Annotated in this window: 24 protein-coding genes; 16 read left to right on the forward strand and 8 right to left on the reverse strand. The window is 46.2% G+C overall.

What is annotated here, in order from left to right:
- Positions 1-117: 117 nt before the first annotated feature.
- Together ppa and JC525_RS15785 are read right to left on the reverse strand one after the other, a co-directional pair.
- Positions 118-648, reverse strand: a complete 531-nt coding sequence (gene ppa / locus JC525_RS15780) for an inorganic diphosphatase (RefSeq protein WP_198816683.1) — start codon at positions 646-648, stop codon at positions 118-120.
- A gap of 163 nt (positions 649-811) precedes the next feature.
- Positions 812-1,789, reverse strand: coding sequence for a class 1 fructose-bisphosphatase (locus JC525_RS15785; protein WP_105929918.1), 978 nt, complete (start codon positions 1,787-1,789; stop codon positions 812-814).
- A 315-nt stretch (positions 1,790-2,104) separates the two neighbouring features.
- Here JC525_RS15785 and mpl point away from each other — a divergent pair, with 315 nt between their 5' ends.
- The 3 genes from mpl to JC525_RS15800 all read left to right on the forward strand — a co-directional run bounded on the left by mpl (position 2,105) and on the right by JC525_RS15800 (position 4,980).
- The gene (gene mpl / locus JC525_RS15790) at positions 2,105-3,463 is read left to right on the forward strand and encodes a UDP-N-acetylmuramate:L-alanyl-gamma-D-glutamyl-meso-diaminopimelate ligase (protein WP_198816684.1); all 1,359 of its coding nucleotides are present in this window, start codon (positions 2,105-2,107) and stop codon (positions 3,461-3,463) included.
- Between the two features lie 72 nt (positions 3,464-3,535).
- The gene (locus JC525_RS15795; RefSeq protein ID WP_198816685.1) at positions 3,536-4,168 is read left to right on the forward strand and encodes a flavin prenyltransferase UbiX; all 633 of its coding nucleotides are present in this window, start codon (positions 3,536-3,538) and stop codon (positions 4,166-4,168) included.
- Positions 4,169-4,170: 2 nt separating this feature from the next.
- Positions 4,171-4,980 carry a S1/P1 nuclease gene (locus JC525_RS15800; protein ID WP_198816686.1) on the forward strand — a complete coding sequence of 270 codons (810 nt, stop codon included), beginning with the start codon at positions 4,171-4,173 and terminating at the stop codon, positions 4,978-4,980.
- 119 nt (positions 4,981-5,099) lie between these two features.
- Here the strand turns inward: JC525_RS15800 and rraA are convergent, their stop codons facing one another.
- Positions 5,100-5,585, reverse strand: coding sequence for a ribonuclease E activity regulator RraA (gene rraA, locus JC525_RS15805; protein ID WP_198816687.1), 486 nt, complete (start codon positions 5,583-5,585; stop codon positions 5,100-5,102).
- 434 nt (positions 5,586-6,019) lie between these two features.
- Between rraA and JC525_RS15810 the strand changes: the two genes are divergently transcribed.
- The 8 genes from JC525_RS15810 to JC525_RS15845 are packed head-to-tail and all read left to right on the forward strand — an operon-like array spanning position 6,020 to position 12,351.
- The gene (locus tag JC525_RS15810; RefSeq protein ID WP_198816688.1) at positions 6,020-6,532 is read left to right on the forward strand and encodes a phosphatase PAP2 family protein; all 513 of its coding nucleotides are present in this window, start codon (positions 6,020-6,022) and stop codon (positions 6,530-6,532) included.
- A 1-nt stretch (position 6,533) separates the two neighbouring features.
- On the forward strand, positions 6,534-7,601 hold the full coding sequence (locus tag JC525_RS15815; protein ID WP_198816689.1) for an MJ1255/VC2487 family glycosyltransferase: 1,068 nt from the start codon (positions 6,534-6,536) through the stop codon (positions 7,599-7,601).
- A 51-nt stretch (positions 7,602-7,652) separates the two neighbouring features.
- Positions 7,653-7,850 carry an LPS translocon maturation chaperone LptM gene (lptM, locus tag JC525_RS15820; protein ID WP_442859564.1) on the forward strand — a complete coding sequence of 66 codons (198 nt, stop codon included), beginning with the start codon at positions 7,653-7,655 and terminating at the stop codon, positions 7,848-7,850.
- Positions 7,850-9,100: a diaminopimelate decarboxylase gene (gene lysA / locus JC525_RS15825; RefSeq protein WP_198816691.1), complete on the forward strand. Its 1,251-nt coding sequence runs from the start codon at positions 7,850-7,852 to the stop codon at positions 9,098-9,100. Before lptM ends, lysA begins: the two co-directional genes overlap by 1 nt.
- Positions 9,101-9,135: 35 nt before the next feature.
- On the forward strand, positions 9,136-9,966 hold the full coding sequence (dapF, locus tag JC525_RS15830; protein WP_198816692.1) for a diaminopimelate epimerase: 831 nt from the start codon (positions 9,136-9,138) through the stop codon (positions 9,964-9,966).
- Complete coding sequence (locus tag JC525_RS15835; protein WP_198816693.1) at positions 9,963-10,658, forward strand: DUF484 family protein; 696 nt, start codon at positions 9,963-9,965, stop codon at positions 10,656-10,658. The genes dapF and JC525_RS15835 overlap by 4 nt, the downstream gene beginning before the upstream one ends.
- Before the next feature lie 5 nt (positions 10,659-10,663).
- Positions 10,664-11,584 carry a tyrosine recombinase XerC gene (xerC, locus tag JC525_RS15840; protein ID WP_198816694.1) on the forward strand — a complete coding sequence of 307 codons (921 nt, stop codon included), beginning with the start codon at positions 10,664-10,666 and terminating at the stop codon, positions 11,582-11,584.
- A gap of 20 nt (positions 11,585-11,604) precedes the next feature.
- Complete coding sequence (locus tag JC525_RS15845; protein WP_198816695.1) at positions 11,605-12,351, forward strand: HAD-IA family hydrolase; 747 nt, start codon at positions 11,605-11,607, stop codon at positions 12,349-12,351.
- A gap of 64 nt (positions 12,352-12,415) precedes the next feature.
- Here the strand turns inward: JC525_RS15845 and cysE are convergent, their stop codons facing one another.
- A complete protein-coding gene (gene cysE / locus JC525_RS15850; protein WP_198816696.1) occupies positions 12,416-13,213 on the reverse strand; it encodes a serine O-acetyltransferase in 798 nt (265 codons plus the stop codon).
- 416 nt (positions 13,214-13,629) lie between these two features.
- Here cysE and uvrD point away from each other — a divergent pair, with 416 nt between their 5' ends.
- Together uvrD and JC525_RS15860 are read left to right on the forward strand one after the other, a co-directional pair.
- Positions 13,630-15,801 carry a DNA helicase II gene (uvrD, locus tag JC525_RS15855; protein ID WP_198816697.1) on the forward strand — a complete coding sequence of 724 codons (2,172 nt, stop codon included), beginning with the start codon at positions 13,630-13,632 and terminating at the stop codon, positions 15,799-15,801.
- 42 nt (positions 15,802-15,843) lie between these two features.
- Complete coding sequence (locus JC525_RS15860; protein WP_198816698.1) at positions 15,844-17,121, forward strand: GGDEF domain-containing response regulator; 1,278 nt, start codon at positions 15,844-15,846, stop codon at positions 17,119-17,121.
- An 82-nt stretch (positions 17,122-17,203) separates the two neighbouring features.
- On the opposite strand, the gene rarD is transcribed toward JC525_RS15860, so the two are convergent.
- The 3 genes from rarD to JC525_RS15875 all read right to left on the reverse strand — a co-directional run bounded on the left by rarD (position 17,204) and on the right by JC525_RS15875 (position 20,277).
- Positions 17,204-18,121 (reverse strand): EamA family transporter RarD, encoded by a 918-nt coding sequence (gene rarD, locus JC525_RS15865; protein ID WP_198816699.1) that lies wholly within the window; start codon positions 18,119-18,121, stop codon positions 17,204-17,206.
- 230 nt (positions 18,122-18,351) lie between these two features.
- Positions 18,352-19,689, reverse strand: a complete 1,338-nt coding sequence (locus JC525_RS15870; RefSeq protein ID WP_198816700.1) for a magnesium transporter — start codon at positions 19,687-19,689, stop codon at positions 18,352-18,354.
- An 87-nt stretch (positions 19,690-19,776) separates the two neighbouring features.
- Positions 19,777-20,277, reverse strand: a complete 501-nt coding sequence (locus JC525_RS15875; protein WP_198816701.1) for a thioesterase family protein — start codon at positions 20,275-20,277, stop codon at positions 19,777-19,779.
- 268 nt (positions 20,278-20,545) lie between these two features.
- On the opposite strand from JC525_RS15875, the gene recQ reads away from it, so the two are divergent.
- Positions 20,546-22,387, forward strand: coding sequence for a DNA helicase RecQ (gene recQ, locus JC525_RS15880; RefSeq protein WP_198816702.1), 1,842 nt, complete (start codon positions 20,546-20,548; stop codon positions 22,385-22,387).
- Positions 22,388-22,460: 73 nt separating this feature from the next.
- Here recQ and JC525_RS15885 read toward each other — a convergent pair whose 3' ends face one another.
- Complete coding sequence (locus tag JC525_RS15885) at positions 22,461-23,129, reverse strand: glutathione S-transferase (protein WP_198816703.1); 669 nt, start codon at positions 23,127-23,129, stop codon at positions 22,461-22,463.
- A gap of 104 nt (positions 23,130-23,233) precedes the next feature.
- Here JC525_RS15885 and JC525_RS15890 point away from each other — a divergent pair, with 104 nt between their 5' ends.
- Complete coding sequence (locus tag JC525_RS15890) at positions 23,234-23,551, forward strand: hypothetical protein (RefSeq protein WP_198816704.1); 318 nt, start codon at positions 23,234-23,236, stop codon at positions 23,549-23,551.
- A 132-nt stretch (positions 23,552-23,683) separates the two neighbouring features.
- Complete coding sequence (locus JC525_RS15895; RefSeq protein ID WP_198816705.1) at positions 23,684-26,524, forward strand: EAL domain-containing protein; 2,841 nt, start codon at positions 23,684-23,686, stop codon at positions 26,522-26,524.
- Positions 26,525-26,550 lie beyond the last annotated feature (26 nt).

Below are 26,550 nucleotides of genomic sequence, written 5' to 3' on the forward strand. Positions count from 1 at the left end.
TTGAAGTTGTCATAAAGAAATCCTCTTTATGTCAACGTATTTCAGGACGGGACACCATATACAAAAAGGGCTGGTATTACACCAGCCCTTTTTATCATCAATTTAAAGCAGCGTGAATTAGTCTGCTTCGAAACGCGCGATGCTTGCGGTAATTTCTTCTTTTGCAGCTGCAGCGTCTGCCCAACCGTCAATCTTCACCCATTTGCCTTCTTCAAGATCTTTATAGTGCTCAAAGAAGTGCTCGATTTGCTTAAGAAGAAGCGGAGGTACATCTGCAATTTCTTTAACGTCACGATAGATAGTAGAAAGCTTGTCTACCGGTACCGCGAGTACTTTTGCATCTTTACCAGACTCGTCAGTCATGTTTAGTACGCCAACTGGACGACACTTAATGACAGAACCTGCAAGTAGTGGGAAAGGTGTCATTACAAGTACGTCAACTGGGTCACCGTCTTCAGACAAGGTGTTGTTAACGTAACCGTAGTTAGTTGGGTAGTGCATGCAAGTTGCCATAAAGCGGTCAACAAATAGCGCACCAGTGTCTTTGTCTACTTCGTACTTCACCGGGTCAGCGTGTGCTGGAATCTCAATGATTACGTTCACTTCATCTGGTACATTTTTACCAGCAGAAATAGCGCTCAAGCTCATTCTTAGGTCCTTTCAATAATGGATTAAAAATTTTGGTCGTAAGTATACGGTGACAACAGCAAAATAAAAACGCTTTACGACCCATGTCGTACTAATCTCTTTATTTTTCGTTAAATTTTGCCGTTTTTTAATAAACAAATGGCCCTAACGGGCCATTTTTTCATTACTTCGCGTTGTCGTTGTAGCTTAAGCACATATCAACTTCGTCTTTAGAGCCGATGATGCAAGGTACACGCTGATGAATTTCTTCAGGCATTACTTCTAAAATTCGGCCAGTACCGGTTTCTGCTTTACCACCGGCTTGTTCCATCAAAAACGCCATCGGGTTGGCTTCATAAAGCAAGCGCAATTTACCTGGCTTCGACGGGTCTCTGTTGTCAAACGGGTACATAAAGATGCCGCCACGACACAACAAACGGTGAATGTCGCCCACCATGGCCGCTACCCAGCGCATATTAAAGTCTTTACCACGTGGGCCTTCTTTACCTGCTAGCAGATCTGCAACATACGCCTGCATTGCCGGTTCCCAATGACGCTGGTTCGATGCATTAATCGAAAATTCAGAGGTTTGCTCAGGCACCTGAATATTCGGGTGAGTAAGCAGAAAACCGCCGTGCGTTTTATCAAGGGTGTAAATATGCGTACCGCGCCCCGTCGTCAGCGCTAACATCGTTGAAGGGCCATAAAGTACGTACCCTGCAGCAACCATCTGTGTACCTGGCTGCAGGAAAGCAGACGGGTCATCTGGCTTCATCCACTGCGGGGCGTGAGCAATAGAGAAGATAGTACCGATAAGACTGTTAATTTCAGTGTTTGACGAGCCATCAAGTGGGTCAAAACTCACTAAATAGTTACCTTCCGGATTACACGGTACAACGTCGTCTTCTTCTTCTGACGAAATGGCTTTAACGTAGCCAGATTCCCTTAGCGTGTCTTTTAAAATGTGGTTAGAGATAACGTCGAGCTTTTTCTGTGTTTCGCCCTGTACGTTTTCTGAAAGGGTTGAACCGAGCACGCCAGCAAGTGCGCCTTGACTCACGCGGAAAGAAATTTCTTTACAGCCCGCTAGCAGTGTACGAATGAGGAGAATTAACTCAAGCGGTGCACCGTCTTGTTGCAATTGGGAATTTAAACGTTTCATTGAATGTAAGCCTTTTTTTCGTGTGTAGGGTGTCGTGCTAGCCATCGCTCAGCTTTCCTTACCGGCTTTTTTTATAAGCAAGCACGTACAGGTTTTTATACCTGCGGTTAGATTGTAACCGTGTTCACCGTGAAGTGGAACATACCAGTTCAATGACATACACACACCATACCAGTTTGTACGCCGCTGATGTACTGAGGTGAGCGTAATTTAAAGGCATGGCGCATATGTTGAAATACAAAAATTGAATTATCTATAGGTCGTAGGGTTCTGATAAAGTACCCCAATAACATGATTATTCATTGAGAATGCGCTATGCATGTACATATTTTAGGCATTTGTGGAAGTTTTATGGGTGGCATCGCCGCCATTGCCAAAACACTTGGCCACAAAGTTACAGGCTCAGATAAAAACGTTTATCCGCCAATGAGCACCCAGCTCGAAGCATTAGGCATCGAGCTTACCGAAGGTTACTGCGAGAGCCAGTTTGACCCAGCACCTGATATGGTGGTGATTGGTAACGCTATGTCCCGTGGAAACCCCGCCGTTGAGTATGTACTCAATCGCAACCTGCCCTACACCAGCGGCCCCCAATGGCTGCTTGATAACTTACTGAAAGATCGTTGGGTAATTGGGCTGTCAGGAACCCATGGCAAAACCACCACCAGCAGCATGGTCGCGTGGATTTTAGAGCACGCGGGTCTTAACCCAGGGTACTTGATTGGTGGCGTTCCAGAAAACTTTGGTGTGTCAGCACGTGTTGGTGAAAGCCCCTTTTTCGTCATTGAAGCAGACGAATACGACAGCGCGTTTTTCGACAAGCGCTCTAAGTTTGTGCACTATCGCCCTAAGACTTTGGTGATCAATAACCTTGAATTCGACCATGCCGATATCTTTGCTGACCTTGCGGCCATTCAAACCCAGTTCCATCATTTAGTGAGAATGGTTCCTGAGAACGGGCTTATTCTTACACCAAACAATACGCCTGCCATTGAAGATATGCTCAAGAAGGGATGCTGGTCGTCTCGCCAATCGCTGGGCAAAGAATGGCATGCTGAGCTCCTCAAAAAAGACGGGAGTGAATTCAACGTGTTGCATAACGGCGTTATCGCGGGAACCGTCGCATGGTCGCTAGTAGGTCAACACAATGTTGACAATGCTTTAATGGCAATCGCCGCAGCACATCATGCAGGCGTTACCTTATCGGATGCCATTGAAGCTTTATCATTCTTTAAAAATGTTAAGCGCCGTATGGAAATAAAAGGCGAAGTAAACAACATCATCCTTTATGACGACTTTGCACATCACCCTACCGCAATAGCAACCACGTTAGATGGCCTTCGCAAAAAAGTGGGCAATGCGCGAATTTTAGCGGTACTAGAGCCTCGCTCGAATACCATGAAAATGGGCGTACACAAAGATACGCTGGCAAATTCTTGGCAGAAAGCAGATGAGGTCTATCTTTACGAGCCAGAGGGAATGGACTGGTCACTTGTTGATTCCGTTGCCCATAGCAGCGCACCAACTCATTGCTTTAGGGACGTAGAGAAGATCGTTCAAGGTGTTTGTAACGTAGCACAACCAGGCGATCACGTACTTGTAATGAGTAACGGCGGCTTCGAAGGGATCCACGGCCGAATTTTAGATGCCTTAGCGTTGAAATTTAAATTATAAAAAGCACGAGTCTTAAAATTAGCTACAGCTAAAAAGCTAATACTCAGACGTAGTGCCTACAGAGGCAATGTAATGAAACACGACAAGCAAGTCACACTTGCTATCACAGGTGCATCTGGCGCACCTTACGCACTTACACTTTTGAAATCGTTGGTTAATGCAGATTATCAAGTGTATGTACTCATCTCTTCCGCGGCCAAGGTAGTTTTTGCCACTGAAGAAAATGTAAAAATACCCGGGCGTCCTGAAGATGCCGCTGCATTTTTTACCGAGCACTGCGGTGGCAAACCCGACCAAATAAAAGTGTTTGGTAAAGAAGAATGGTTTTCACCAGTTGCATCTGGTTCAGCTGCGCCTGCTAAAATGGTGGTATGCCCATGCTCTACCGGCACCTTGTCTGCCATTAGTATCGGTGCGAGTGACAACTTGATTGAGCGAGCTGCTGACGTAGTGCTTAAAGAACGAGGCCAACTTATTTTAGTGCCGCGAGAGATGCCGCTTTCTTCTATACATTTAGAAAATATGCTTAAGCTGTCACAAATGGGTGCTACTATTATGCCCGCCGCGCCTGGCTTTTATCACAATCCGAAGACTATCGATGACTTGGTTGACTTTGTCGTGGCGCGCATACTTGACCATCTTGGCATTGAACAATCTCTTGTTGCTAGGTGGGGCTACCAATCATCTAAACATTCTAAGGATTAACCATGTTCGCGCTTAAAAACAGGACATGCGCAGTTGCGCTAAGCACACTTTTAACATTATGCATCGCTTCTCCCGCCTTCGGGTGGGGACAAACGGGCCACCGAGTAACCGGCGCTATCGCCGAGCAGTACCTTAGCCCGCTATCACAAGCCGCACTTATGGAACTACTGCCTCATGGCTCGTTAGCAGAAGCTTCTACCCATGCAGATGAAATGCGCTCGAACCCCAGCGAATTTTGGCAAAAAACAGCTAGCCCTTGGCATTATGTGACTGTGCCTGAGGGCACAACGTATAATGAAGTAAGTGCACCTGAACAAGGTGATGCGGTTACCGCTTTAAAGCAATTTACCGAAACCCTAAAAAGCGACGCAGCCAGTGTTGAAGAAAAGCGCTTAGCACTTCAGTTTATCGTACACATTATTGGCGATCTTCATCAACCTCTTCACGCAGGCAACGGCACTGACCGTGGTGGCAACGACGTAAAAGTGCGTTTCTTCTGGCAAGACTCTAATCTTCACCGCGTTTGGGATTCGCAAATGCTAGACCAGCGCGACTTGTCTTACTCAGAATGGACACAATGGCTAACAAAAACGATAGGCACAAAAGAAATTCGCAGTTGGGCAACCACCGACCCTATGGTGTGGATTGAAGAAAGCACCGCTATTCGCGATACCATTTATCCAGAAGATGCGAATAACATGAGCTACGATTATTTGTACAACCATTTGCCTACCGCTAAGAAGCGTTTACAAATGGCGGGCATTCGCATTGCTATGTATCTGAACCAAGTGTTTGACGAAGCGAATAAGTAGCTTCACATCAGGTTTACCGGCGCAGGCCACGCTTAAATAGTGGTAGGCGGAAATAGAAATAGAAACGGAGGCATGATGCCTCCGTTTTTTTATTTCTTTATTTTTCAAAGCAGCGAGCGTTAATCTAAATCTAGCGGCTCAGGGGAAAGAATAACACCCGTGCTATCCGCATACAGATGGTCTTCAGGTAAAAACGTAACGCCACCGAAGTTAACCGGCACGTCTACCTCGCCTATACTTTCGCTTTCAGCGTTTACAGGAATAGCAGCTACCGCCAGCACACCAAGGTCTAATTCGGCAAGGCTGTCCACTTCGCGAACACTTCCGTAAATCACCACCCCTTCCCAGTCGTTATCGATGGCAACCTGGGCAGAAGACGCATCAAACAGGGCTCGACGGTTTGAGCCACCGCCGTCTATCAATAGCACTTTACCTGCGCCGGGCTGTGCCAGAACGCGATCGATAAGCCCTCTATCTTCAAAGCACTTTACAGTGGTAATTTCACCACCGAAAGAATACCGGCCACCAAAGCTCGCGAATATTGGGTCTACCACGTCGACGCTGTCAGCAAACAAATCGCATAATTCAGATGTGTTGTATTCCATTATTTTGCCTTACTAAAAATTATGAAGAGGGATAAAGCTCTCTGTGCGGTTTAAATCTAGCATAGCATTAAACGTAGCGATGCAAACGGTTGATTTAGTGCCTTTCGTCTTATTTTGGAATTTTGTCAAACTTAGCCCATTTCTTTTCACTATCGTGCATCACTGAGCACGTATTTTGCTTAACTTTTGCTTTAATTGCGCTTTAAACGCTAATTAGGTTATCGGGCACAAATAACATTTGTATGACGCCCCTTTTGGGAGCGAAAGATCATTTATAAATTGTAAGCCCACTTAGCCACTTTCACCATTTGAGACCAAAGAACGCGGTAGACCACGTTTTGCTGTCAAAAAAGTTTCTTTTTTTCGTCACCCACTGGTCACAGACACACTTTAGCCTGTGCATTAATTAACCGATAGGGGACAAGGCGATGTTGATGAAATCCTTGACCAAATACGATACTGACTTGTTTTATCGCCTGTATAAACTGACGCTAAAGAGAGACTGCCGAAGCATTATTTGGCTCTCGAAAACAGGCGACGGTTACCTGTACTTCGTCATCGGTATGCTGCTTTGGGCATTTGAGCCTGAGCACGGTGAGCTCTTCCTTTACACAGCGCTGATGGCTTATGCGCTTGAATTACCCATTTATGTGCTGCTTAAGAAAATGTTCAAGCGCCCGCGCCCTTGCGATTTTCTAATGAATTTAACGGCACATGTTACCCCATCAGACAAATTTTCACTGCCTTCTGGTCACACTGCTGCAGCCACACTAATGGCATGCATAGTGGCACATTATTATCCATCGTTTGCGGCACTTGCCTATTGCTGGGCAGCGCTAATTGGGTTGTCACGGGTGTTATTAGGCGTTCACTATCCATCTGATGTGGTAGCAGGCTCACTGCTTGGTGTCACAATTGCAACACTAAGCATTTCAATTCTGGGGTAGCATGAAATTACTTTATGGTGTGCAAGGCACCGGAAATGGGCATATCGCGAGAGCTCGCATTATGGCGACAGCGCTCGCAGAGCGCGACGATATCAGCGTAGACTTTGTTTTCACGGGCCGCGCACCAGAAAAATACTTCGATATGGAAGTATTTGGACAATATCGTACTTTTACTGGCTTAAGCTTTATAACGAAAGCGGGCCGCGTGGATAAATGGGCTACCGTTAGGGAAGCGAACGTCAGTCGTTTAGTTAAAGACGTAAAGGCCTTTGATACCAGCGGCTACGATTTGCTGGTTAACGATTTCGAACCTGTGACTGCATGGGCCGCCAAACGGCAGGGTTTGCCGTCTATTTCTATCAGTCACCAGGCCGCGTTCGCCTACGACGTACCTAAAAGTGGCAATACTATTTTTGACTCGCTACTGATGAAAGTGTTCGCACCTACCGAACTTCAATTAGGTGTCCATTGGTATCACTTTAATCAACCCATCATCCCTCCGTTTGTAGCTGAAAAGCCGGTTTTGTCTCCAGGGAATGGACATGTATTAGTCTACTTACCCTTTGAAGATATAGACGATGTTCAACAAATGCTAGAGCCACTGAGCGACCAAATCTTCCAGTGCTTTCATCCTGACATCGATGAAGCAAAAGAAGTGGGTCATATACATTGGCACCCGACGTCTAAAAAACATTTTCAGAAATCCCTCCAGCATTGCAATGGTGTTATCGCAAATGGCGGTTTTGAACTATCTAGCGAAGCATTGCAGTTAGGGAAAAAGTTACTTATTAAGCCGTTACATGGTCAGTTTGAGCAGCTGTCGAATGTACTTACCTTAGACAAACTCGATCTATGCCAAACCCTTTTTCAATTAGACACTGACATTGTAGAAGAATGGCTAGAGGCGCCAGAAAACGAGGCCATCGCATTTCCAGACAACCCTCACATTCTGATTGATTGGCTAAAAAGCAAAGACTTTTCTGATACCCAAAGCCTGTGTGATGCGCTATGGAAAAACGTTCGATACGGTGATAAAACGCAAGAACGCTTATTGGCTCTTGCAATTTAATACCGCAATGCGATGATAGCGGCATTTGTCGTATTCTTCGCGGGATTTTTCGTGCTTAAAAAGTCAGTGGTTTTCTTGCTAACACTCACAGCATTGTGTGGCTGTGGTTATAAAGGGGCGCTTTATATTCCTGAAGCGCCTGCACAAAACACGTCGGCAGAGCCAGCGCCGTCTAGCGCGCAAGAAACCGACACCTTACCCGACGATACCAACATGTCCCCCGCACCTACCTCTGGAGAACAGAACTAGTGGATTACTTTGCCTACAGCGAAGGTCAGCTACACGCTGAACAAGTAGCGGTTTCTGATATTGCAGCTCAATACGGAACACCCGTTTATATCTATTCACGTGCTACATTAGAACGCCATTGGCACGCGTTTAACGATGCAATTGGTGAGCATCCTCATCTTGTGTGCTACGCCGTCAAAGCTAACTCTAACATTGGTGTTTTGAGTGTTCTTGCTAAACTAGGCTCAGGTTTTGATATCGTGTCTGCTGGTGAACTCGCTCGCGTTATTGAAGCCGGCGGCGACGCCAGTAAGGTTGTATTTTCAGGTGTAGGTAAAAAGCACGACGAAATCCGCTATGCACTGCAGCAAGGTATAATGTGCTTTAACGTTGAGTCAGAGCCTGAACTGCATCGTATTAACGAGGTAGCCGGAGAATTAGGCGTAAAAGCCCCGATCTCGCTTCGCATTAACCCTGACGTAGATGCGAAAACGCATCCCTACATTTCTACCGGTTTGAAAGCCAACAAATTCGGCATTGCCCGCGAACGCGCCCTTGCGACTTATGAATTGGCTGCGTCTTTGCCCAACCTAAATGTAGTGGGAATGGACTGCCACATCGGCTCACAGCTAACGGAAATTGGCCCGTTTGTTGATGCCCTAGAACGCCTGCTTCTGCTTATTGATGAACTTGCCGAGCGCAATATCATTATCGAGCACTTAGATGTAGGGGGTGGTCTTGGCGTAACGTATAACGATGAACAGCCTCCTCATCCTAAAGCTTATGCTCAAGCCATGGCTGAAAAAATGGTTGGCCGCGAAAACCTGAAGCTTATTCTAGAACCTGGCCGCGCTATCGCCGCTAATGCTGGTATTCTGGTTACCGAGGTTGAGTTTATTAAAGAGGGCGAAGAAAAAAGCTTTGCCATCGTAGACGCAGCAATGAACGATTTATTGCGTCCAGCGCTTTACTCTGCGTGGCAAAAAATTATTCCTGTGAAGCAGGAAAGCACAGCGACACCACGTATTTACGATGTTGTAGGCCCCGTATGTGAAACCGGCGATTTCATCGGCAAAGACCGTGAATTAGCTATTGAACCCACCGACCTACTTGCTGTTCGCAGTGCGGGCGCCTATGGTTTTGTTATGGCGTCAAACTACAATAGTCGCTGTCGTCCAGCAGAAATCATGGTTGATGGTGAAAAGGCAATTGTGGTTCGCGAAAGAGAAAAACAAAAAGATCTCTGGCAAGGTGAGCATAAACTTCCGTAAACTAGAGACAAACTAACAAGAAAGATGTGCGTTTAATGCAGGTTCAATTTTCAAAAATGCACGGTTTGGGTAACGATTTCATGGTTATTGATAACGTTACTCAAAACGTATTTTTCTCTAAAGAAAAAATCCAGCAATTGGCTAACCGTAATTTCGGTATTGGCTTTGACCAACTGTTGATGGTTGAACCACCTTACGACCCAGAGCAAGACTTTCACTACCGTATTTTTAATGCGGATGGTTCGGAAGTGGAACAGTGTGGAAATGGAGCACGCTGTTTTGCGCGCTTTGTTAAGCAAAAAGGGTTGATTAACCGCAACAAAATAGTGGTCAGCACCAGAGCGGGTAAGATGGTACTTTACCTCGAAAAAGACGGTCAGGTTACCGTGAATATGGGTAAGCCAGAATTCGAACCGGCCAACATTCCCCTTAAAGCGAATAAACAAGAAAATACCTATATCTTGCGCGTAGGCGAAAGCACCCTATTTATCGGCTCAGCCTCGATGGGTAACCCACATTGTGTAATGGAAGTTGACGATGTTGATACTGCTAACGTCGCCGAACTAGGCCCACTTGTTGAAAAACACGAACGCTTTCCCGAAGGCGTAAATGTAGGCTTTATGCAGATCATCAACGAGTCTCACATTAAGCTAAGAGTGTTCGAGCGCGGTTCTGGCGAAACCCTGGCCTGTGGTAGCGGTGCATGCGCTGCTGTTGCAATTGGTCAAATACAGGGTAAATTAGGAAAAGATGTAAGGGTAGACCTACCCGGGGGCAGTTTACGGATACGCTGGCCCGGCCCAGATAACGTACTCAAAATGACAGGGCCTGCCGAACACGTATATGACGGACAGATAAATTTATGAGCGACTTATCGGGGCACTCTAACGCCACGCAATTAATTGAGCCATTTAACGACGCATCTGAATTGTCGAGTTCAGATGTGCGCACTTTTTTGCTAGAAAACCCCGAGTTCTTTGCTCAGCACCCTGACCTACTGGAAAAAATTAAGCTTCCTCATGAGCACAAAGGCAGCGTGTCGCTGGTAGAAATACAAAGTGAGCAGCTGCGACAAAAAGTAAGGCAGCTAAACTTCAAACTTAACCAGTTAGTGAGCATTGCCAAGCAAAACGAAAAAATCTATCGGGTTTATACCGACTTAAACGTCCAACTCTTGCGGTGTGAGAGCGTAGCCGAAGTGCAGTTTACGCTAGAAGACGTCCTTCAAGAACGTTTGCAACTGTCTTCTGCCGTGATTAAAAGCTTCAAGGGCCCACACGCCATTCCAGAATTACAGCAGCGTTTATTTACAGAGAAACGCTTTAAAAATACCAATTTCTTTTTTGGTCGGTTATCCCAACACGAGCGCCAGCTCTTGTTTGGAGAAAGTCCTGCTGAGTCTGTTGCACTGATGTTGCTTGGCGATAATCGAGAGCTAGGCATATTGGGGATAAGCAGCAGCGACGCAAGTCACTTTACGCCGGATATGGATACCCTCTTGCTTCAACAACTTCAGCAAGTACTTAATATTATCTTGCCTGAAATGATGGGGTATTAACGGCAGTGTCTGCGGACGCGCTTGTCAGTGAGTCTTGCCAGGCGTGGCTAGATAAATTTTTACTCCACCTTCAGGTAGAGCGAGGTCTTTCCCTCCATACTATCAAAAACTATCAGCGGCAACTCACTGAGGTCGCCAAGTTACTCGGCCTCTATGAATGGTCCGGGCTTACCCCAAGCGACATAAAGCGCGTTATGGCAGATGCCAAAATGTCGGGGCACAGCCCCCGCAGCATTGCACTGAGATTGTCAGCATTGCGAACTTTCTGTCAGTATTTGATTGATCACCAACAGCTTTTCAGTAATCCGGTAGAAGGAATTCAAGCGCCTAAGCAAGGAAAACCCCTGCCTAAACAGCTTAGCGTTGATGAAATGCAGCAGTTGCTCAACTCCTCACCCACAAGTAGTGAAGATGATGAAGGTATGCAGCTCAGAGATATCGCCATGTTTGAGCTTCTTTATGGCTGCGGATTGCGTTTAAGCGAACTTACCGGCTTAAACTTAGCAGACTGCCTCAAAGACGGCACAGTTAAAGTCATGGGTAAAGGCAGCAAACAACGCATTTTGCCACTAGGTCGACACGCACAAAGAGCACTTAATGCATGGTTAAAAGTGCGTCCTGCCTATGCATCACCCTACGAAAGTGCGGTATTTGTGAGTAAACGTAAAACCCGCATTTCAAATCGGCAGGTCGCTAATCGTCTTGATAAAATGGCAAAAGAGCAGTCGCTTTCACAAAAAGTTAGCCCTCACAAACTGCGCCATTCTTTTGCCACGCACGTATTAGAATCAAGTGGTGATTTGCGCGCGGTTCAAGAGTTATTAGGTCACGCTAATTTGTCGACCACACAGGTTTATACCCATCTCGATTTTCAGCATCTCGCCAATGTCTATGACGCGGCTCATCCTCGCGCGCACAAGAAGTAAAGCTAAACTAAGGGTTATCCATGCAGTTTTTTAGGTCCATCAACCACGTCGATGCCATGACATTCGACCTTGACGACACACTCTACGATAATGAGCCCATCATTCGCCGGGCCGAGCAGGCGCTGCAGGCGCACATTGCGAAGTACCACAAAAAGGCGGCAGCCCTTACACCCAACGATTGGCAACATCTTAAACGTGCTGCGATTGTTAAAGATAGGCGTTTAGCCTCAGATATGGGGCAGCTTAGACGCGTTGTTTTGACGGCCGCCCTTTCGGGCACCTCAGCAGATAAATTAGAAATAGAGGCAAGCAAAAGTGATGAGGTTAGCGAAGCCGTAGAAACCTGTTTCAACTGCTTCTATGATGCGAGAAGCAACTTTGAACTTGCTGAAGATGTACATCGAGCACTTAAAACGCTAAGCGATAGACTACCTTTGGTCGGTATCACGAATGGTAATGTTAATGCACAAAAAATAGGTATTGATTGCTATTTCAAGACCATCCTACACGCCAGTACTGCGCGACCGATGAAACCTGCACGAGACATGTTCGATGAAGCCGCGACATGCTTAAATATAGCGCCAAACTACATCCTCCATGTGGGCGATAATATCATTAAGGATGTGAAAGGGGCGATTAATGCGGGATATCAGGCTGCTTGGTATGCCTGTAATAGACCAATGAAATTAGCTAATGAGCCTGTAAGCGTACTACCTCATGTCGCGCTGGATAACTTAAACGAGTTAACCCACTTTTTAAGAAGCTGAGGGGGTCAGAGTACATTTTTCGTTCAATTGAAATCATGAGAAAAAGTACTCTAACCCCCAAATTTTAGTTATCTTCTAACACGTTTTGGCGCATAGATTCACAAGGGCTTTCGCAAATCGGTCTGCCGACTACTTTAGCTGGAACGCCTACCACTGTAACATGGGCAGGTACGTTATTTAGTACCACGCTACCTGCGCCAACTTTAGAGCCTTCACCTATTTCGATATTGCCTAAAATCTTTGCGCCAGCGCCAATTAGCACGCCTTGGCGAATTTTAGGGTGGCGATCGCCCGATTCATTACCGGTACCGCCAAGGGTAACGCTCTGCAATATAGACACGTTATCTTCAATCACTGCAGTCTCCCCCACCACAATGCCCGTGGCGTGGTCGAACATAACGCCTTTGCCAATACGCGCTGCGGGATGAATATCGACACCAAAACTTGCTGAGTTACGGCTTTGCAAAAATAGAGCGAGTTGATGGCGACCATGCATCCAAAGGTAGTGCGCCATTCTGTGCACTTGTACCGCGTGAAAGCCCTTAAAATGCAGTAACGGAGTGAGGTAATCATTTACTGCTGCATCCCGCGCTTTAATTGCGAGAATGTCTGCCGTAGCGGCCTCACTGATCCCAGGCTCTAGCAAGTAGGCTTCGTCAAATACTTCGCGGATCGCAATGGCAGGCATAACGTCATCAGCCATTTTGTTTGACAAGATAAAGCTCAACGATGACTCGAAGTTATGATGAGCAAGTACACTGGCATGTACATAGCTAGATAGCAAAGGTTCGTTTTCTGCAACAACTTGCGCTTCTTGTTTTAGCGTCGACCAAAAGTCGATTGGCGTGGAAAGTGCGGTCATGAGCATGTTCCGTTAATGTATAAATATCACGTACTGTAGATTCGGTCTGTTAGCCGCTGCTTAACAATATTAATCTACGATTAAGTGCTGCAAAGTAAAGTAAGTAGATTCAGGTACAAAGTTTACCTGAGTTTTATGTAGTACAATACCGGTGTGTTACCGCCCTAGCGTTAAAATCGATCAATCAGTCTGATTAATTCGTTATAGTAAAGGCCTACAAGATCTAACCGTTGCTACCGATTATGGCCTCTTCCCGCCTGATGTAATTTGTTATTTCATTACGCAGTAATAAACGTTAAACGATAAAACATAACGATAAAGGGGGAGAAGAAAACTGGACTGTATAAATTCACAGTCAGATGGCATAATGGCGGGCTGCTAACTGTGTAAAACTATCAACCAACAGGTACCACACTATGGATGTATCTCGACTGCTAGACGAGCTTAACGACAAACAGCGTGAAGCAGTAGCAGCCCCATTGTCTAACGCTTTAGTACTTGCCGGTGCAGGTAGTGGTAAAACCCGCGTATTAGTGCATCGTATTGCGTGGTTGATGGAAGTCGAAAACATCGCGCCTTTCTCGATATTAGCGGTAACCTTTACGAATAAAGCGGCCAAAGAAATGCGCGGCCGTATCGAGTCGCTTATGGGGCGCAGTCTGCACAATATGTGGATTGGTACCTTCCACGGATTAGCCCATCGCTTACTACGGGCCCATCACGCAGAGGCAAATCTTCCGGAAAATTTCCAAATTATCGATTCTGACGACCAATACCGCTTAATTCGTCGAATCCTTAAAGCCATGAACTTAGATGAAAAGCATTGGGCACCCCGCCAAATTCAATGGTATATCAATGGCAACAAGGACGAAGGTTTGCGTCCTCAACATATTGAAACCCATGGCGACCATATCCAAAAAACCATGCGTGAAGTCTATGCTGCATATCAGGATGCCTGTGACCGTTCTGGCTTAGTTGACTTTGCCGAGTTGTTATTACGGGCGCATGAACTGTGGGCTAAAAATCCAGACGTGCTCGCTCACTACCAGCGCCGTTTCCGCGCAGTGCTGGTCGACGAATTTCAAGATACCAACAATATCCAATACGCTTGGCTTCGCATGCTCTGCAGTGGCGGTAATAACAACATTATGATTGTCGGAGACGACGACCAGTCTATTTACGGCTGGCGTGGCGCTAATGTCGATAATATTCAGCACTTTCTCAAAGATTTTAATGAACCTAATACCATTCGTCTTGAACAGAACTACCGTTCAACCGGCAACATCCTAAAAGCGGCGAACACGGTTATCGACAATAACACGGGCCGTTTAGGAAAAGAGCTTTGGACCGAAGACGCTCAAGGCGAGCTAATTTCTGTGTATGCGGGTTTTAACGAACTAGACGAAGCGCGCTTTATTGTGTCTAAAATCAAAGACTGGCTCAATCAAGGTAACGCCTTAAGCGATACGGCCATTCTTTACAGAAACAACGCCCAGTCCCGTGTTTTAGAAGAAGCCTTACTTCACGAAGGGTTGGCCTACCGCATCTACGGCGGATTGCGCTTCTTCGAACGTCAAGAAATTAAAGATGCCCTTGGCTACATGCGTATGGTTAGTCATCCGCACGACGACGCCGCATTTGAGCGGGTAGTGAATACTCCGAGTAGGGGTATCGGTGAAAAAACCCTTTCGCAGGTGCGCGAGACTGCGCGCGCTCACAATTGTTCAATGTGGCAGGCGTGCCAACTGCTCATTAACGAAGGCGGATTTAAAGGTCGAGCATTGAATGCAATGCAAAGCTTTGTGCTGCTCATCACAGAGCTTGAGCAATCTACCATGGATGAACCGCTAGACCAGCAAGCGGATAAAGCCATAAAACAATCGGGCCTATATGCGATGTACCAAGCCGAACGTGGTGAAAAGGCACAAGCTCGATTGGAAAACTTAGAAGAACTGGTCACCGCATGTAAAACCTTTATCGTGCCTGACGAGGCGGAAGAAATGACGCCTCTTGCGGCGTTTTTGGCTCATGCATCTCTCGAAGCCGGCGAGACTCAGGCCGACAAAGATCAAGACGCGGTACAAATGATGACCATTCACACCGCGAAGGGTCTAGAGTTTCCGCTAGTATTTTTGGCGGGTGTTGAGGAAGGCATGTTCCCTAGCCAAATGACCAACGACGAACCTGGCAGAATGGAAGAAGAGCGCAGGCTCTGCTATGTTGGAATGACCAGGGCTATGCAAAAGTTGTATATCACTTACGCTGAAAGTCGTCGATTATATGGTCAGGACAAGTACCATACCGCTTCTCGATTTATTCGCGAAATGCCAGCAGATTGCGTTGAAGAGGTGAGGCTAAAGACCACCATCTCGCGACCTGTGCATAACCGCTTCAGCCAAGCTACATCTCATGCGAGTTTTGAAGAAACCGGATTTAGTTTAGGCCAGCGCGTTGTTCATCGTAAATTTGGCGAAGGTATAGTACTTAATTACGAAGGAAGTGGTGAGCACGGCCGAGTTCAAGTAAACTTCGACGAATTTGGCAGCAAATGGCTGGTACTTGCTTACGCAAAGCTGGAGAAAGCGTAACTTATTAATGTGGCAAGGCAGCCTTTATCTAAGTTGGATTGTATGCAGCAACATGTGCTGATCATCGAAAATGGTGAAGGCAACCTCGAACTCATTGCGAAACTTGTGCGCCGTGCCGGCCTTACGCCGGTTGGTGCTACGTCGCTTATAGAGGGAAAAGTACGGTTTTCGCAAAATATGCCCGAGACTTTTTTGTGCGCCATTGTTGCCTATTCGCTTCCCGATGCACCTAAAGGCGAGGCCATCGACTTTGCAGTTGAGTCTTTCATTCCCACCATAGCCACCACAGAAAGCCTAGACAACGCTATTCGCGACAAAGTGCTAGAACGGGACGTAGTTGATTATATTCCAAAAGAAAACTCTCAGAATTACGATTATTTAAACCGTCTCATTAGTAGACTTGAGAAAAACAAATCTACCGGCGTCGTCGTGGTGAGCACCAACCGAGTGCTTCGTACAAGAACCGTTTCCTTACTTCAGCGCCATAATTTTATCGCTTTCGAGTGCTTAACCGCCACCGATGCGATGCAGTGCTTATCTGAAAACAAAAATGTACGCCTTGTGATAACAGATAATACGCTTCCCGATATGACAGGTACACATTTTGTCGCCAGTTTAAGAAAGGCTTTTTCGAAAGAGCAGCTATCAATCATGGGCATAGCGGGAGGAAAAGGCATGCTAATGTCTGCTCACTTTATTAAAAGTGGCGCTAACGACTTCCTACGAGTGCCCTACTGTCACGAAGAGTTTTTATGTCGCGTGATGCAAAACGTTGAGTATATTGAGAGTGTTGAAGAAATTCGGCGGGTTGCCAATACCGATTATTTAACGGGCTTGCCCAATAGACGTCACTTTTTCTATATGCTTACGGTTCAGCATCAAAACTTATCCGATGATCATGCGCTCGCTCTTATCGATTTGGACTTTTTTAAATCAATAAACGACACCTATGGACATGATGCAGGCGACACTGTTTTAAAAGCAGTAGCGGCGCTCATTGAGTTTTATTTTCCCGACGAAATCATTTCTCGCTTCGGTGGCGAAGAGTTTTGTATTTACATGCCATCAACCCCGCTTACTGAAGCCTGCGAACGCTTAGAAGACTTTAGAAAGGTTGTCGAAGCCGAAGTGATCCAACTGCCTAAAACAAACATCAAAGTGACGTGTAGTATTGGCGTAAGCGGCGTTCACACGCAGCGGGTTGATAAGCTGCTAAGCCTTGCCGACAAGCAGCTATATTCAGCAAAAAACAGCGGTCGAAATCAGGTCAAGTGCGAGCCACCAGACGCGCCCAACTCAGAACAAGGCACCCTGCTTTAACCCCACCACGATGTGCACTACCGTCCTAGCCTTGCACTTCGAAGCGCACCTACCGCTATAGTATACGCAACTTTGCACTGCTTTACTGCTCTACTGCGAGCTTACGGGCTTGACGCTGACTGCGATAATTTAGTAAAGAATCGGCACTGAATAAGATAAGTGCAACCCATACGAAACCGAACGTCACTAGTCTCGATTCCTCAAGGGGTTCACCGTAGAGATACACAGCAAGGACAAACATAAGGGTTGGCCCAATATACTGAAAAAAGCCTAATGTTGAATACATGATCCGCCTTGCTGCGGCAGTAAAGCATAGCAAGGGGGCTGTAGTCACAATACCTGCCGCCACGATGAGCATGTTCAATGTCACATCGTTATTGAATAAATTGCTGTACTCGGAACCAAAAAATATCCAATAAAAAATAGCTAACGGCGATAGCATAAGGGTTTCAATGAAGAGACCAGGCAGAGAATCGACCGCTACTTGCTTTCTAAGCAAGCCATACACGCTAAAACTACCGGCTAACACCAGTGCAATCCACGGCACATGCCCATAAGACAAAATTAAAATTGCAACGCCAATAACGGCAAGCCCAACGGCAACACGCTGCAAGTTGCGCAGCCTCTCCCCTAAAAACAGTCGACCCAAGAAAACATTGATTAAGGGATTAATGTAATAGCCTAAGCTAGCGTCAAGAATATGGTCGTTATTAATAGCCCAAATAAAAAGAAGCCAATTTGCACCAAGCAGAAGCCCAGCGACGAACAATATTTGCATCACCCGTTTGTTGCGAAACGCGGCGCCCACTTTCGGCCATTGTTTCAACGCAGCGATAAGCCCAATCAATAAGATGACTGACCAAATCACCCTGTGCATCAATATCTCAGCAGCCGGCAACACCATAAGCTGTTTAAAATAAACTGGCGCTACGCCCCACATACTGTATGCGGCAATGGCACATATCACGCCGACTTGAGCGGCACTGGCTTGCTTAGACAAGACTGGCTCCATAGACTTTCGAGATAGAAGGGCGCGTATTGTTTATCAGCTTCAGAAAATACACAACCTTTACCGCTTTCTAAAAAAGATAAGCAGGCATTAGACGGAAATTAACCACCATTGCGAGCCGATTTTAATCTAGTCCGCTTAGGCACGCCTCGCTAATTCTGCGCTCCATTCACGCATTTCCTGACAAGCCTGCTATTTACGACCTAATAAAGAAACCCAGTTCAAAGTAAAAACAAGGTCCCCAAACCTAGGAAGGCCACAAACCCTACAATGTCTGTAACCGTTGTTAGGATAACCGAGCCCGATAAGGCCGGGTCTATTTTGAGCTTATCAAGAACAACGGGCACGAATACGCCTGCCAACGCTGCTGCCACTATATTAAACAAAATAGCTAAGCAGATAACTAAGCCCAACATGGCATCGGTGAACCAAAAATAGGCGACAACACCTATCACTAACGCCCAGATGACGCCGTTCACGCCCCCGACTTTGAGCTCTTTAACCATCAGCGCCCTTAAGTTAGCTGGGGTCACCTGTCCTAGCGCTAGCCCCCGCACAATAAGCGTTAACGTTTGGCTACCCGCAATACCCCCCATGCTCGCCACTACTGGCATTAGTACGGCAAGGGCAACGACCTGCTGGAGCGTGCCTTCAAACAGACCAATAAACCACGAAGCTAGGAATGCTGTGAGTAAGTTAATGCCCAACCACAGTGCTCTATTTCGTGCACTCTTCGCTACTGGCGAGAACAAATCTTCGTCCTCATCCATACCTGCGGAAGCCATCACCTGACGCTCGTAAAATTCGTTCACTAACTCGCTGGCCGACGTCACATCCAAGCGGCCAAGCAGCTTATTATTCTCATCAACCACCGGCAATGATGCCAACCCAGAGCGTTGAACAAGAAGCGATGCATTCATGGTGTCGTCAGCACCTTGGATAGTGGTTACATTCTCTTCAGATAAATCAAACAACGACACGTGATCTTGGGCAGTAAACAAATAGCTGATTTTTACCAATGCAGAAAATTGCCCCGAGCGGTTGACCAGAAAAATACTGTCGCAATGCTGCGGTATTTCTCTTCTCAGTAAACGCAAGCCCTCACGCACTTTAGCATTGGACGGCAAAACGAGTTGTTCGTGATTTACCCAGTGACCAATTTGATTATCAGGAAACTGCGTAGCTTCCCTAAAATATTTACGTTCTTTAGAGTCGAGAGACTCATAGGCCATATCGACCAAGCGTTTGGGTAATGAATCGAGAAGCTCTAGTAAGTCCTCGGCGTCTATGCCGTTAAAAATAGATGCCCACTCGTCATGTGGTGTATTGTCGATAAGAATTTCACGAGGGTCGCTACGCATCTCAACCAATACATCGAGCTTGCGGTCTCGCGGTATGCCTTCCCACACCGTCAAGCGCTTTTCTACGGGTAGTGATTCTAAAAGAGACGCAATATATACCTCGTCTTGTCCGGCTAAAGCGGCCAACAAGGTTGCCGGATCATCACTCATACTGTCGGTAACAATCTCTTCAATTAAATCTGGTAATGGCTCTGCCATGCTACACCTCCCGTTAATACCACTCACTTCCTTTACACAACGCAAGTACCGCTATATGGGATTGGTGAAAGCCTACTTTCAAGCATATTACCCAAGCATGTAAGTACCTGTCCCAAAGGCTATATGATCGCCTTTTTCATTGTGCAATTCCATTCTGCAAACCACTAATTTACTGCCTTTGCGTATGACCGCCGCTGTAGCGATAAAACGCTCACCTCTTCCCGGTCTTAAGTAGTCAACGCGCATATCAATCGTGCCCATGGTAGGCAATCTAACTTGAAGGTCCGCAAGATGTTCAAGTGCGGTTTGCTTGATGGTTTCTATAATCGAAACTAAACCACCGATGGTGTCTAGCATAGTCGCTGTTACACCGCCGTGTAGGATTTTTTGCATTGGATTGCCGGTTAACGTGGGTTGCCAATTGAGATGCAAAGAAATCTGCGTTTCTAAACCGGTACCTTGCTTAACAAATTCTAAGCCTAGTAGCTGGTTAAACGGCATATTATCACGAAAAAGCGCAATCACATGATTGATCATAACGTGGTGGTCTATTTTTTTATTAGCCTTAGTATTCTCACTGAGAGACATGATGAATCCCTTTATTGTCAAAGTATCAATAACGTTACTATTGAAGATAACGAGAAGGGAAATTCATCCAACCAATGTTAGTTAATCAGGATAAGTTATGCGATTTGGCTCCGCCTGTGAGTTTATAAAACGTGAGTCCCCAACCTGCTCAAAAACCAAACACCTATAACGTTCTGACGGTTGCTGAGTCATGCTAACGCTGAATTTTCGTCTAGTTTTTGCAATTGCCCCGTGAAGACATCTTCAAAAACGCGTAAAATCCAGCGCCATGACTACTGCAATAGCTTCATTAGAATCCGAGCCGCAATCGCAAAGCGCTAAAACACCTGAAACTGTCTTAAAAGATGTCTTCGGTTACGACGCATTTCGCGACGGTCAGGGCGAAGTCATTCACCACGTATGTGAAGGTAAAGACGCACTTGTATTACTGCCCACAGGCGGTGGTAAGTCACTGTGCTATCAGATTCCTGCTCTGGTGCGAAGCGGCACAGCCATTGTTGTTTCTCCCCTCATTTCATTGATGCAAGATCAGGTAGAACAACTTAAAGCCCTAGGTGTAAAAGCGGCGTATCTCAATTCCACTTTAGACGTTGATGAGCAAGGGCAAATCAACGATGCTTTGCAGGCTGGTAAGCTTGACCTACTCTACGTATCACCTGAGCGACTGATGCAATATTACTTTCAACAGTCACTTTCACACGCTGATATTAGCCTGTTTGCCATCGATGAAGCACACTGTGTGTCGCACTGGGGCCATGACTTTAGGCAAGATTACCGCGCGCTAGGTCAAATAAAGTCTCGCTTTCCTCATATACCCGTTATTGGATTAACCGCCACAGCAGACACTGCAACTCAAGCAGATATCCTAACCCAACTTAACCTGCAAGACCCGTTGGTTTATAAGGGAAGCTTCGACAGACCCAACATTCGCTACCGCGTTATGAGTAAGTACAAAGCTTTCGACCAAGTGGTTGCGTATGTAAAACAGCAAGAGGGCAGCGGCATAATTTATTGTAACAGCCGTGCTAAAGTAGACGACCTACACGCAAAGCTTTTCAGACAAGGTTTTCGCTGTGCGGCTTATCACGCAGGCATGGATAGTGATGAGCGAGAGTTGGTTCAGCGCCAATTTCTCAACGACAAAGTCGACATTGTGGTAGCTACCGTTGCCTTTGGAATGGGCATCAATAAATCAAACGTTCGCTACGTTGTTCACCACGATGTGCCCCGCAGTGTGGAAAGTTATTATCAAGAAACAGGCCGTGCAGGCCGAGATGGTTTGGCGTCTGAAGCGCTATTATTGTTTGATGAAAAAGATGCAGCCCGCGTGAAGCAATGGATTGAGCAAGGCGAGATTGCCGAACGAAATCAAATTGAGCTACAAAAGTTTGCTGCCATGGAGGCATTTTCAGAAGCACAAACCTGTCGTCGGCAGGTATTGCTCAACTATTTTTCTCAGTTCAGCGACAGCGCCTGTGGCAACTGTGATATTTGCCTCGATCCACCGAAGATGATTGACGGCTTAGTGATTGCGCAAAAAGTATTGTCGTGTGTGCTGCGGCTTTCTCAACAAGCCGCTAGCCAATATGTTATCGATGTATTGCGAGGAAAGCAGTTACGGCGCCTACAAGAGGCAGGACATCATCAGCTTTCCACTTACGGCATAGGTAAAGATAAGTCTGATAGCTATTGGCACAATATTATCAATCAGTTAGTACACAAGGGGCTTATTCGTGTGGACATCACAGCACACGCGGCATTGCGACTAACTGAAGCCGCCCGCCCGGTGCTAAAAGGCGAAGTTGCTGTTAAACTTGCCGTACCACGACTCGAGTTTAAGCCTGACAAGCAGAAAGCCAAACAGGCTCCAGCCAATTACGACAGAACATTATTTACCCGTCTTAAACATTTGCGAAAAGTGCTTGCAGAAGAAAACGAAGTGCCGCCCTACGTAGTATTTAGCGACGCCACTCTTGTTGATATGGCTTGCAAGCTCCCCACCACGCGCAACACCTTATTAGACGTGAGTGGCGTAGGTCAAACCAAGCTAGAACGATATGGCGACGCGTTTATTCAGTTAATTGATGGTTACATTAATCGAGAGCACTAAAGGCTTATTGGCCAACTAGGGTTTGTATCCCCAGTTGGCAGTAGGTCGCAGCAGATAAATGAAGGTACACACGCTAGGCGTAGGCGTATTCACCGCCTTTTTCTAACGCCGCTTTGTACGCTTCTCGAGCGTGGACGCGCTTAACATAGCCTTGAATTGCGTTGAAGTCCTTGGCTCTTCCGCTCGCTACCAACGACTCCAACGGAAAAATCATTTGCACGTCGGCCCCGGTGGGCTCGTCGCCTGCAAACCAGGTATTTTTCGATAGGTAAGATTCTACGTAACGTAAACTCTGCGCTAAATTGGGGCCATAATAAGCATTTAAAATACCGTCGATCAGCTTGTTAGTAATTGGCTTTATGAAGAATGGCTTAGACCCTTTTTGGCGTGCTTTTTCTAACACTAGATTTGCAACAAGGGGCGGCATAAGCGACCCTTCTGCGAAGTGAAGCCAAAACCAATATTGCTGAAGTGCTTCTGGGTCTTGCGGAACAGCGAACGACTCGCTCGCGTGATGGCGCACGAGATACTCTACGATAGCGCCAGATTCAGCAATCGGCCCGTGGGGCGTGGTAAGAACAGGAGAACGACCTAGCGGATGTACTGCCCGCAGCGAGTCTGGCGCCAAATTAGTTTGGCTATCTCGTTGATAGAATTCTATTTTATACTCTACACCCAGCTCCTCAAGTAGCCAAAGTATTCGCTGTGAGCGAGAGTTATTTAAATGATGTAGTGTTAGCATACCTCGTCCTTAATGCGCTTGAATTAACGCTGTAGTTATTGTGTTGTACTATATACACTTATTAACGCTAGCAGGTTTACATAAACCCATAAATTGACAGAACTATGCAACCTTTTACTCTCCAAGATGTTCAACAACATGCCAGAATCAGCGAACAAAGCGTCGAGATTTGCCTTGAGCTACCTACCACACCACTAAAAACCCAACAGTGGGTATCGCACTTCTGTTCACTATTTAACTTTTCGATATCTGAAACTGACTGGGGAGCAGATCGCTTTCAAGCCATTATCACAACGCAATCTAGCAATACTGCATTTCAATGCATGCTTTGTATAGAATGGCTGTGTGAAGCAATCTGGCTAGAACCCATTGGCACGCAGCAGTCTAGTCGCGCTATTTTTGATTACCTTACCCGTGCCTAGTAACGCAAAGTGCGCTTGGCTTTTAGGGCGGACTAGTATTATTCTAGAAAAACACTTGGGGTCAATGGACTTAGCGGCTAATCGTTTTTCCAAACCAACCACCCCAAAAAGCGTGCTCTAAGGAATTAACGAGTGGTAATAGCCCGGCTAACAAAGTATGCAGCAGCAATAATCATTAGTTGGGTGATGATTTGTTGTAACGCGCTGGCAAGCAGCCAGCTCGTTATCGATGAGTCATTTGAACGCGCCATCATCAACCAACACGCAGAGCTTTCTCTTGCGCCAAACAGCGCTACCTATTTTGATATTTTAAACGGCAATGCCTCTAAGCCGTCCATGTCAGGCCCAAAAGCGCGTGAGCAAGTTTGGTATTCCACTAAGCTCACTCATTCTGGCTATAGCCCAATTCCACTCGTGCTCAATATTGAGCGGCTGAACGTCGATGATTTGCAAATCTATCTACTCGATAGTAGTCAACGTATTATCAAGTCTTATCGCTACCAAGCGGGTAAAGGCGACTTTTCATTAAAACAGCCTATTCCCAACATACGGCTTGGATTCACGCTGCAGCCCTATCAAAACGCGCAGCTGTTAGTTTCCGTTAAAGATAGTGGTCTTAAATATTTCCCAATTGCCTTATGGGAAAGAGACTTGCTAGCGCAGCACGACACAAACATGCTGATGCTGCTCGGCGCGGTATTGGGCGCGCTAACGCTTATCGCACTTTACTATTTGTTCTCCTATTTGAATCAACGTATTCCTGCCCGCTTTTGGCTTACCATGGCCACCCTCGTTATCATTGCGCTGCTATTTATTACAGAAGGCGGGCTTGCACTTTGGCCTAACCTGACTAACGCCAGTGAAAACTTTTACGCGGTAAGCCTTGGTATGCTTCTGCTTTGTATTGCGAAAGTGAATCATCACCTATTTTCACGGGTGCCAATTATATTACGGTTAGTTAATTACGTTGTGCCGATTGCAGCTACCGTATATTGTTTGACGACCAACGCCTATAACACCACCATCACGTTACTAATACTCACAGCCGCCATGGGCCTTTACCATGTCGCTCTTGCACTTTTTTTCAAAGACAAAAACAGCATAGTTATCAGCACGACATACATTCTCGCATGGCTATCGTTTTTCGCATTCTACGCATTAGTCACGCTAACGCTTTTCAGCAGCCTCATTTACACCGTTGGCGTCGCTATCGGTATGTTGATATTCGTCACGCTCGGGTTCTTATGTTTCGGATTTTCTGTCATCGCTAGAGAGCAGGCAAAGAATCGACACAAGCTTTCAACGCAGGCAGAGACCATTGCCAGCTTAAATCACTTTTACGATTTGTTTAGAAACTCAGCCGAAGGCCACTACACGTCAACGTGGGACGGAAAGTTAATATCTGTCAACCCCGCTATGTGTAAGGTGTTCGGGTACGAGAGCGAAGAAGAGATGCTGTTAGAAGCAGCCAGTGCGCTTACGTTTTATGCATCGCCCGAGGATAGACAAGTTTTATTGGGAACTGTATCTCAGGAAGGCCATGTCACTGGCAAGGAAATTCGTGGAAAACGCAAAGACGGCAGCGAATTTTGGTTCTCCTTGTCATGTCAGGTTCGGGAAAGCGAAGAAGGTAGCTTTCTGTACGGCTCGGTTATTGATATTACCGAGAAAAAACAGTCTGAACTCAGCCTCCAATATTTAGCCACCCACGACTCGCTGACTGGGGTATACAATAGACGTCAATTCGAAACGCTATTTAGGGAGAAGGTGACGACACCCGGTGATATTCCTGTTTGTATACTTTTTTTAGATTTAGATCGTTTTAAAGTGGTTAATGACACCTGCGGGCACAAAGCCGGTGATGTGTTGATCAAAGACCTTTCGCGCTTAATTGAAAACACCCTTACGCCTGATGCTCAAATTGGCCGACTTGGTGGCGATGAGTTTGGCATTATGTATTCGCAACGTAGCGTTGATGAAGTATATCTAAATGCCGTTAAAATATTGAATGCGGTCCAGGCCTATCGCTTTATGTGGGACAACCGCATTTTCAATTTAGGGGTCAGCATAGGCATGGTTGTCTGCGACGACACCGAAGTCAGCCCGGGTCAATACTTGAGCATGGCAGATGCCGCCTGTTATTTTGCGAAAGAGCAAGGCAGGAACCAAATTCACCGATACAATAAAAACGACGAAAGTATGCAGCGCTACCAGCGCGAGCTAGACTGGGTTTCATCCATTAACAATGCGTTAGAAGAAGGGCGCTTCGAGCTATACTATCAATCATTGCGTCCTTTAAACAAAACCAGCGACGGTCATTACTACGAAGTACTGTTAAGACTTCGAGAGAAAGACGGTACGTTAGTGGAGCCTGCTAATTTCTTGCCCACTGCAGAACGTTTCGAGATGAACGTGAGTGTAGACAAGTGGGTTGTAACGAATTCCTTTAAATGGCTCTCAGAAAACCCTGAGCACCTTTCTGAATTAAAACGATGCAGTATTAATTTAAACTGTCACTCTTTAGCTGACAGAGACTTCACGTTATTTATTCTGAATGCCTTTGAAACATTCAAAATTCCCTATGACAAAATTTGTTTCGAGGTCATTGAGTCTGTCGCCATTATTAAGATGGAAGATACCCTTGCCTTCATGAATACTTTCAATCGCCTGGGTTGCTCCTTTGCACTGGACGATTTTGGCAGTGGATTCTCTTCGTACAGCTATCTTAAGAGCTTGCCTGTTAGTCAGGTCAAGATTGACGGCATGTTCATTAAGGATATGCTGAATGACAACATCGATACGGCTATGGTCGCTTCAATTAACGATGTCGCGAAAGCGATGGGTATGCAGACCGTTGGCGAATTCGTTGAAGATGAAGGCACAATGGCCCAATTAGGCAAAATGGGAATCGATTTCGCCCAAGGGTATGGCGTTGCCAAACCCGCTCCACTGCATGAATTTCAGCCTTTGTGATATCCCCCTCGATGTCGAACCACTAT

The sequence above is a fragment of the Alteromonas sp. IB21 genome (assembly GCF_016405965.1).
Lineage (GTDB): Bacteria > Pseudomonadota > Gammaproteobacteria > Enterobacterales > Alteromonadaceae > Alteromonas.